Below are 519 nucleotides of genomic sequence, written 5' to 3' on the forward strand. Positions count from 1 at the left end.
GCAAGGAGCAGCATTGAAACCTGAGATTTCTTTAGAAAAAGTATGGTTTGATGATGATCTGATCGAATTGAAAATTTCTGTCTGTAATGGTAAATCGATATTTACTAATAAAGTTTATGTTGGCAGTCATCAAATTTTAGAGTTGGTAAACGCACTTAATGTCTTTAAAAACCATTATTACGGTGGTTTAAAAGACATATTGCTGGGTCAGTTTGGTCGTGAATACGCCAACGGTGCTTTTTCTGCGAGGCTTCACTTTCCTAAGCCGGGGGCTTTGTACATAGCAACTCATCAGCAATCTGAATACTTTGAGTTCAAGGGACAGGAAGAGGCAAGCGAGGCGAAAATGTACTTAAAAACCGAGCCAGCCCTTTTAGATAACTTTATTCAGGAGCTAAAGGGGTTAAGCAATGGCATTAGTGATGTTGCAACGCTCGTTTGCACCTAACAATCCGCGTCATTCGGGGCCTGCGGCCCCTGCGACGCTCACACGTTCGCGCGCATGCGCGGGGCGTTATG

Annotated in this window: 1 protein-coding gene; it reads left to right on the forward strand. The window is 43.7% G+C overall.

From position 1 onward, the window contains the following. A partial coding sequence (locus ACQ661_RS12770) for a hypothetical protein (RefSeq protein ID WP_431668598.1) occupies positions 1-448 on the forward strand: 448 nt, incomplete at its 5' end. Between the last annotated feature and the right edge of the window lie 71 nt (positions 449-519).

The organism is Pseudidiomarina sp. WS423, assembly GCF_050750165.1.
In the GTDB taxonomy this organism is placed as follows: Bacteria; Pseudomonadota; Gammaproteobacteria; order Enterobacterales; family Alteromonadaceae; genus Pseudidiomarina; species Pseudidiomarina fusca.